Source organism: Mycobacterium sp. (genome assembly GCF_049683355.1).
Classification (GTDB): Bacteria; Actinomycetota; Actinomycetes; order Mycobacteriales; family Mycobacteriaceae; genus Mycobacterium.
Genome location: NZ_JBAUJB010000143.1, coordinates 1 through 7904, shown reverse-complemented (window position 1 = coordinate 7904; position 7904 = coordinate 1). Strand labels below are relative to the sequence as shown.

Genomic DNA, 7904 nt, shown 5'->3' with positions numbered 1-7904 from the left:
GCGCTGGCCCCGTCGCTGGCGCGGGCGGCGGCCGACGGTGCCGCGGTCCTCACGCTCGGCCTGGCCGTGGCACCCGTCCTGGACGCAGGCCGCCACCGTGACGAGCTCATCTGGACCGCGAGGGTGCCACTGGTCGTGGCCTCGGCGGTCGGGCTGGTCACCGAGCTGATCCGGCTGGTGATCGCCAGCGCCGAGGCGACCGGGACCGACGTCACCCGCCTCGGGGCACGCACCGCCGTCGCGTTCACGCTGGACACCGCCCCGGGGCGGGCGGGCCTGATCACGGTCGTCACCGCGGCGGCGCTGTGTCTGATGGCGGCCCTGGCGCCGCGGTCGGGCCCTGTGTGTGTCGTCGCTGCCGGCCTCGCGGGGATCGGCATCGTCGGTCATCCTCTGACCGGGCACTTGTCGCTGAGCCCGTGGGGCGGCGCCGCGATCGCGGTGCACGCGCTGGCCGCGGCACTGTGGTGCGGGGTGCTCGCCGCACTGGTGCTCACCGTCGAGCACCGCGGGCAGTGGGCGCGGGTGTTGCCTCGGTTCTCCCATCTCTCTCTGGGGTGCGTGGCGGTGCTGCTCGCCGCGGGTGTCCTCGGCGCGGCGGTGGTGCTCCGTTCGCCCGCCGACCTGTACACGACTGGATACGGCAGGGTGCTGACCGCCAAGATCGTGCTCACCGTTGCGCTCGCCGCGCTGGCATGGCGCAACCGGTCGAGCTGGCTTCCCGCTGCCCGCACCCACCGGACCACCTCAGTCGTCTCGAGGACCCGCGCGTACACCGAACTGGGGCTGATGGCCGTGACGCTGGCCGCGGCCGCGACACTGGCGCTCACCGGATGACACCGGACTGCGGCCGATATGCGACCTGGCATGATGGGGAACACTGCCGGGTGCAGACCACTCAAAAGGAGCAGCGACATGGCAGACCAGCCGGATCGGCCCGACGAAAGTCCCGATGCCGCAACCCCTGCAAAGGAGCCGCCGCCGCCGCCGGCGCAGAAGACCCCCGCCGCGAAGAAGGCCGCGCCCGCCAAGAAGGCCAAGCCGGTGAAGAAGGCACCCGCGAAGAAGGCGGCAGCCGCCAAGAAGTCGGTGCCTGCGAAGAAGGCCGCACCGGCCAAGAAGGCGCCCGCCAAGAAGGCCCAACCGGCTGCCACGCAGCTCGCTGAAACCAACGGTGATCTGAGCTCAGCCGCCAACGAGGCCGCAGCACAAGCGAAGTCGGCGGTCGCCACCGCCAGCAACGCTGTCTCCGGCCCCCCGCCGGCCCAGCGTGAGGACCACGACTCGTCCCGCCTGCCCATCGCGGCGGCGCTGTTCACCGCGCTGCTGGCGATCGCCGCGGTGATGTACGTGGCCCGACGGCGGTAACGGCGACTAGCTCAAAACAGCTTGACCGCAGGCGACGTGCGGGCAGATGCCGAACCGGGGCTCGCGAAGTTCGTGCACGACGTCATAATGGCGCGGTGACCGTTACGCCACGCCCCACTGCCGACCTCGTCGACGAGATCGGCCCCGATGTCCGCAGTTGCGATCTACAGCTCACCCAGTACGGTGGTCGTTCGCAATTCGCGGGGCCGATCACCACGGTGCGATGCTTCGAGGACAACGCACTGCTCAAGTCGGTGCTCGGCGAGCCGGGCGACGGAGGGGTGCTGGTGGTCGACGGCGACGGCTCCCTGCACACCGCACTGGTCGGCGACGTAATCGCTGAGCTGGGCCGGTCCAACGGGTGGTCCGGTCTGATCATCAACGGCGCGGTGCGGGATGCGGCGACACTGCGCACCCTCGACATCGGCATCAAGGCGCTGGGCACCAATCCGCGCAAGAGCACCAAGACCGGTGACGGGGTGCGCGACGCAGCTGTGGAGTTCGGCGGCGTGCTGCTCGTGCCCGGCGAGATCGCCTACAGCGACGAGGACGGCATCGTCGTCCTCGCCGGAGGCTGAATCGCTGCTACGCCGTGCTGGTCGCGGGCACCCGGTGCCTGGAGAACTCCAGCGCCGCGTCGTCGACCTTGCCCCTGCGGATCAACTGCAGGTCGAGCAGGTAGTTCTGCTTGAGGCGCCAGGGTGCACGAGAGCCGGCCTTGGGCAGGTAGTCCAGCGCTCGCAGGACGTAGCCCGGTGTGAAGTCCATCAGCGGCCGTTCGTCGACGGCGCTGCCGGGATGCTTCGGTTCGACCTTGTCGTATCCGTGGTCGTCCATGTAGTTGATGATCCGGCAGAAGAACTCGGACACCAGGTCGGCCTTCAGCGTCCACGACGCGTTGGTGTACCCGATAGTGAACGCCATGTTCGGCATGTCGGTGAGCATCGTGCCCTTGTAGGCCATGGTGTCGTTGAGTTCGATCGCCTTGCCGTTACGGGAGATCGTCGCCCCACCGAACAGCTGCAGGTTCAAACCCGTTGCCGTGACGATGATGTCGGCATCGAGATGCTGCCCGGAGGACAGCTGGATCCCGGTCTCGGTGAACCGCTCGATGGTGTCGGTGACGACGTCGGCCTTGCCGGCGCGGATGGTCTTGAACAGGTCCCCGTTGGGCGCCAGACACACTCGCTCGTCCCATGGGTTGTAACGCGGGTTGAAGTGCTTGTCGACGTCGAAACCCTCGGGCAGCCGGCGGCGGGCCATCGTCAGCAACTGTTTGCGGAACATGTCCGGGAATCGGCGCGCGATCTGATACTGGCCCGACTGCGCCAGGATGCTCTTCCAGCGGTTCAGCACGTAGGCGGCCTTCTCGGGCAACCGCCTGTTGGTCTGCACCGTGAACGGGTCGACGTCGGGCAGTGCAGCGATGAAGGTCGGCGAACGCTGCAGCATCGTCACGTGGCCGGAACCCGAATTGACAAGTGCTGGAATGAGAGTGACGGCGGTGGCGCCGCTGCCGATCACGACGATCCGCTTGCCCGCGTAGTCGAGATCCTCGGGCCAGTGTTGCGGATGGATGATGTCGCCCTCGAAGTCCTCCGACCCCGCGAACTCCGGCGAGTAGCCCTGGTCGTAGTTGTAATAGCCACTGCACGCCATCAGGTAGCGCGCGGAGATTTCCACCTGCTCACCGTCACGGTCGACGGTGACCGTCCAGCGGTCGTCGGCGTCGGACCAGTCGGCGGTCTTGACGTTCTGGCCGTAGCGGATGTGCTTGTCGATGCCGTACTCGGCGACGGTGTCCAACAGGTAGGACATGATGTCGGGGCCGTCGGCGATGGCCTTCTCGGACGTCCACGGCTTGAAACGGAAACCCAGCGTGAACATGTCGGAGTCCGAGCGGATGCCGGGGTACTTGAACAGATCCCAGGTGCCGCCGAGGTTGGCACGGCGTTCCAGGATCACATAGCTCTTGCCGGGACAGCGGTCCTGCAGATGCCAGGCGGCACTGATGCCGGAGATACCGGCGCCCACGATCACTACGTCGACAAATTCGGTCATGGTGTCAAGCTATCAACGCCGTGTTGAATGAGTCAACACCCTGTCGAGATTTTCGACAGGGTGTAAAGTCAGCCCGGTGAGCACTGCGGGATGGTCACTGCCGTGAGCCCGGCCGAACTGTCACTGCCGTGACCCCGGCCAGATTGTCACTGCCGTGACGACTGCAAGCCAGGCGCGCCCCGGCCGGGGCAGACGCGCCGCACGCCCTTCCGGCGACGACCGGGAACTGGCCATCCTGGAGACCGCCGAGCGCCTGCTCGAGGGCCGGTCGTTGGCCGAGATCTCGGTGGACGACCTCGCCAAGGGTGCCGGGCTCTCCCGGCCGACGTTCTACTTTTATTTCCCCTCCAAGGACGCCGTGCTGGTGACACTGCTCGAGCGGGTGATCGACGAAGCCGACACCGCCCTGCAGGGGCTGATCGCGAATCGGTCCACCGCCCGCCGCGGCATCTGGCGCGACGGCATCAACGCGTTCTTCCAGACGTTCGGCGCCCATCGCGCGGTCTGCGCCGCGACCGTCGCGGTCAAGTCCGCCAACTCCGAGGCCCGCGCCCTGTGGGCGACCTCGATGCAGCGCTGGATCGACCACATCGCCGCGGTGATCGAGGCCGAACGGGCCGCGGGTGCCGCGCCCGTCACGCTGCCTGCCGTCGAGTTGTCGACGTCGCTGAACCTGCTCAACGAAGCGGTGATGACGGCGTCGTTCGCCGGCCACCAGCCCGCACTGCCCGACCATCGCGTGCTCGACAACCTCGTGCACATCTGGACCACCAGCATCTACGGCGATACCCGCTAGCCTGTCGGACCCGGATGCGAACATGTGTTCGTGTCCGAAGCGGTGGCGAGCATCCTGCACGCCGACCTCGACTCGTTCTACGCCTCGGTCGAGCAGCGCGACGACCCGGCGCTGCGCGGGCGGCCGGTGATCGTCGGCGGCGGCGTGGTCCTGGCCGCGAGCTACGAGGCGAAGGCCCATGGGGTGCGTACCGCGATGGGGGGCCGCCAGGCCCGGGCGCTGTGCCCGCACGCCCTGGTCGTCCCGCCCCGGATGGCCGCGTACTCACAGGCCAGCACCGCGGTGTTCGAGGTTTTCCACGACACCTCCCCGGTGGTCGAGCCGCTGTCCGTGGACGAGGCGTTTCTCGACGTTTCGGGGTTGCGCCGGGTGGCGGGCACCCCGGTACAGATCGGCGCCCGGCTACGCGAACAGGTGCGCGAACGTGTCGGCCTGCCGATCACCGTCGGCATCGCCCGCACCAAGTTCCTGGCCAAGGTCGCCAGCCAGGAAGCCAAGCCCGACGGGTTGCTGCTGGTGCCGCCGGACCGTGAGCTGGCGTTCCTGCACCCGCTACCGGTGCGGCGACTGTGGGGGGTCGGCGCGAAAACCGCCGACAAACTCCACGCCCACGGCATCGAGACCGTCGCCGACGTGGCCGAACTCGGTGAGGCGATGTTGAGCTCGATGGTCGGACCGGCGATGGGCCGTCAGCTGTTCGCGTTGTCCCACAACGTCGATCGCCGCCGGGTGGTGACAGGGCACCGGCGTCGGTCGGTCGGGGCGCAACGAGCGCTGGGCCGGGCGGGCAACACGATGACGCCGGCCGAGGTGGACGCGGTCGTCGTCAACCTGATCGACCGGATCACCCGGCGGATGCGCAAAGCGCAACGCAGCGGGCGCACCGTGGTGCTGCGGCTGCGGTTCGACGACTTCGGCCGGGCCACCCGATCCCACACGATGCCGCGGGCCACGGCGTCGACCGAGGTGATCCTGGGCGCCGCACGCGCCCTGGTCGCCGCCGCCGGCCCGCTGATCGCCACGCGCGGGCTGACGCTGGTGGGCTTCGCGGTGTGCAACATCGACCGCGACGGGGCCCAGCAGCTGGAACTTCCGTTCGGTTTCCCCTCCGTGGTTGCCGACCTGACCAGCGTCGACGCCGCGATCGACCGGGTGCGGGGCCGCTACGGCAACGCCGCGCTGACCCGGGCCGTGTTGGTGGGCCGCGACCCGGGTCTGGAGATGCCGCTGCTGCCGGACTGACTCAAGACTCGGACTGACTCAAGACGATGTCCAATCCAGCAGTCGCTCCGCGGGCCAGCTGTTGACGATCCGGTCGGCGGTCAGTCCGGCGTCCACAGCGCGGGCGGCACCGTAGCCCAGGAATTCCAATTGGCCGGGAGCGTGGGAGTCGGTGTCGATGGAGAACACACAGCCGATGTCCATCGCCAGCTTGAGCAGCCGTGTCGGTGGATCGCGCCGCTCCGGGCGGGAGTTGATCTCGACGGCAGTGCCGCTGTCCCGGCAGGCGGTGAACACCTTCTCGGCGTCGAACTTCGATTCGGGACGCTGGCCCCGGCCGCCGGTCACGAGCCGGCCGGTGCAGTGGCCGAGGACATCGGTGTGCGGATTGGCCACCGCCTTGAGCATCCGGCGGGTCATCGACGGGGCGTCCATCGCGAGCTTCGAGTGCACACTGGCGACGACGACGTCGAGCCGCTCGAGCAGCTCGGGTTCCTGATCGAGAAAGCCGTCCTCGAGGATGTCGACCTCGATACCGGTGAGAATCCGCATCGGAGAAACCTTTTCGCGAAGCTCGTCGATGACGTCGAGCTGATGGCGCAGCCGGTCGGGCGACAAGCCGTTGGCGATCCGCAGCCGTGGCGAATGATCGGTCAGCGCGCAGTACTCATGGCCGAGATCGCGGGCGGCCATCATCATCTGTTCGATCGGCGCTGATCCGTCGGACCAGTTGGAATGCACATGCAGGTCACCGCGCAATGCCTCCCGGATCTCGCCGCCCCCGAGCTCGGCGGCGGTGTCGCGCAGCTCGGTGAGCACGTCGGGTTCGCGCCCCGCCCAGGCCTGCGCGATGACCTTGGCGGTCTTCGGTCCGATCTTGGGCAGTGACTGCCAGCTGTTGGCCGCGCCGTGCCGGTCCCGCTGCTCGGCGGTGAGCGCCTCGACGACGTCGGCGGCGTTGCGGTAGGCCATCACCCGTCGGGGATCCTCGCGCGCGCGGTCCTTGTAGTACGCGATCTGGCGCAGCGCGGTCACCGGGTCCATGGATCCAGTGTGCCCAATATCGGCGACCGGTTGGCCGCACCACAGTCGACGGATTCGGCGACATCGGCAGCTACAGTGAATTGAGTATTCGTTCAATCCATCAATCCGCGAGGTGCCTGGTGCCTGATCGTGTCCCCGACGCAGCCGACCGGCCGCTCTACGAGATCAAGGCAAATCTGTTCAAGGCGCTCGCCCACCCGGCGCGGATCCGTGTCCTGGAGATCTTGTCCGCCTCCGGCGGGCCGACTCCTGTGAGCGAGATCCTGGCCGAGACGGATCTCGAGGCGACGCTGCTCTCGCAGCACCTCGCGGTGCTCAAGCGCCACCACGTCGTGAGCGGCCAGCGCGTCGGCAACGCGGTCTTCTATCAACTCGCCCACCCCAAGGTCTCCGAGTTGCTCGTCATCGCCCGCACATTCCTCGCCGACACCCTCGGCGCGCAGCGCGATCAACTCGAGGCGATCAAAGCGCTGCCGCCGGTGCAGCCGCCCCGATGATCGTGTCCGCGGCGAGCAACCTCGCCCGCCTGCTGCCCAGTCGTCGCGACTACTCCGAGCTCCCCCGGTCGTGGCGCCGCGACATCCTCGCCGGCGTTACCGTCGGCGTGGTCGCGCTCCCCCTGGCTCTGGCGTTCGGCATCAGCTCCGGAGTCGGTGCCGCCGCCGGGCTGATCACCGCGGTCATCGCCGGCCTGGTGGCCGCGGTGTTCGGCGGCTCACACGTTCAGGTGTCGGGACCCACGGGCGCGATGGCGGTGGTGCTCGCCCCGATCGTCGTCCTGCACGGGGTCGGCAGTGTCGCCCTGGTCACCGTGCTGGGTGGGCTCATCGTGCTGGCCGCCGGTGCCACCGGATTGGGTCGCGCGGTGACGTTCATCCCGTGGCCGGTGATCGAGGGATTCACCCTCGGGATCGCCGCCATCATCTTCCTGCAGCAGCTTCCCGCGACCTTCGCGACGACAGGCACACCCGGCGAGCGCACCCTGGTGGCCGCCTGGCACGTTGTCAGCCAGGCCGACTGGGGCCACGCCTGGAAAAGCCTCGGGGTGGTGACCTTCGTCGCGCTGCTGATGACCGTGCTGCCTCGTCTGCACCGCAGCATCCCGGAATCGCTGAGCGCGGTGGTCGCCGCGACCGTGCTGGTCGTCGTGCTGGGCATACCGGTCGCCAGCATCGGCGAGCTGCCCTCCCATCTGCCCGCGCCGGTGCTCCCGCACGCCGACCTCGGCGCACTGCGCGACCTGATGGGCGCCGCGCTGGCGATCGCGGCGCTGGCCGCGATCGAATCGCTGCCCATCATCTACACCGTGGCCCGGCGCCTGGGCGCCTCGTTCATGCTCTACGTGCTGCCGTCCATCGGTGCCTTCCTGATGATGCACGCGTTGACCCCGCCGCACCCCGGCCCCACGGCCGCA

Annotated in this window: 9 protein-coding genes; 7 read left to right on the top strand and 2 right to left on the bottom strand. The window is 68.7% G+C overall.

What is annotated here, in order from left to right; genetic code table 11:
- Positions 1-3 precede the first annotated feature (3 nt).
- From WA944_RS09105 to rraA, 3 genes are all read left to right on the top strand, one after another.
- Entirely contained in the window at positions 4-837 is an 834-nt protein-coding gene (locus tag WA944_RS09105; protein WP_526646767.1) for a CopD family protein, read from the top strand.
- A gap of 78 nt (positions 838-915) precedes the next feature.
- Positions 916-1368: an Rv3852 family protein gene (locus WA944_RS09100; protein WP_526374006.1), complete on the top strand. Its 453-nt coding sequence runs from the start codon at positions 916-918 to the stop codon at positions 1366-1368.
- Between the two features lie 95 nt (positions 1369-1463).
- On the top strand, positions 1464-1946 hold the full coding sequence (gene rraA, locus WA944_RS09095) for a ribonuclease E activity regulator RraA (RefSeq protein WP_526374005.1): 483 nt from the start codon (positions 1464-1466) through the stop codon (positions 1944-1946).
- 7 nt (positions 1947-1953) lie between these two features.
- Here the strand turns inward: rraA and WA944_RS09090 are convergent, their stop codons facing one another.
- Complete coding sequence (locus WA944_RS09090) at positions 1954-3429, bottom strand: flavin-containing monooxygenase (protein ID WP_526374004.1); 1476 nt, start codon at positions 3427-3429, stop codon at positions 1954-1956.
- A 154-nt stretch (positions 3430-3583) separates the two neighbouring features.
- Here WA944_RS09090 and WA944_RS09085 point away from each other — a divergent pair, with 154 nt between their 5' ends.
- On the top strand, positions 3584-4225 hold the full coding sequence (locus WA944_RS09085; RefSeq protein WP_526374003.1) for a TetR/AcrR family transcriptional regulator: 642 nt from the start codon (positions 3584-3586) through the stop codon (positions 4223-4225).
- Positions 4226-4249: 24 nt separating this feature from the next.
- Positions 4250-5467 (top strand): DNA polymerase IV, encoded by a 1218-nt coding sequence (dinB, locus tag WA944_RS09080; RefSeq protein ID WP_526611484.1) that lies wholly within the window; start codon positions 4250-4252, stop codon positions 5465-5467.
- A gap of 18 nt (positions 5468-5485) precedes the next feature.
- Here dinB and WA944_RS09075 read toward each other — a convergent pair whose 3' ends face one another.
- On the bottom strand, positions 5486-6490 hold the full coding sequence (locus WA944_RS09075; RefSeq protein ID WP_526374176.1) for a PHP domain-containing protein: 1005 nt from the start codon (positions 6488-6490) through the stop codon (positions 5486-5488).
- A 119-nt stretch (positions 6491-6609) separates the two neighbouring features.
- Here WA944_RS09075 and WA944_RS09070 point away from each other — a divergent pair, with 119 nt between their 5' ends.
- Positions 6610-6987 (top strand): ArsR/SmtB family transcription factor, encoded by a 378-nt coding sequence (locus WA944_RS09070; RefSeq protein WP_526374177.1) that lies wholly within the window; start codon positions 6610-6612, stop codon positions 6985-6987.
- Positions 6984-7904, top strand: a 921-nt coding sequence (locus WA944_RS09065) for a SulP family inorganic anion transporter (protein ID WP_526646765.1), incomplete at its 3' end; no start/stop codon positions are given. The genes WA944_RS09070 and WA944_RS09065, both read left to right, overlap by 4 nt.

Excerpts from the sequence above, each read along its gene's own strand:
- WA944_RS09100 (WP_526374006.1), top strand. The coding sequence starts at position 916 with ATGGCAGACCAGCCGGATCGGCCCGACGAAAGTCCCGATGCCGCAACC.
- WA944_RS09090 (WP_526374004.1), bottom strand. The coding sequence starts at position 3,429 with ATGACCGAATTTGTCGACGTAGTGATCGTGGGCGCCGGTATCTCCGGC.
- WA944_RS09075 (WP_526374176.1), bottom strand. The coding sequence starts at position 6,490 with ATGGACCCGGTGACCGCGCTGCGCCAGATCGCGTACTACAAGGACCGC.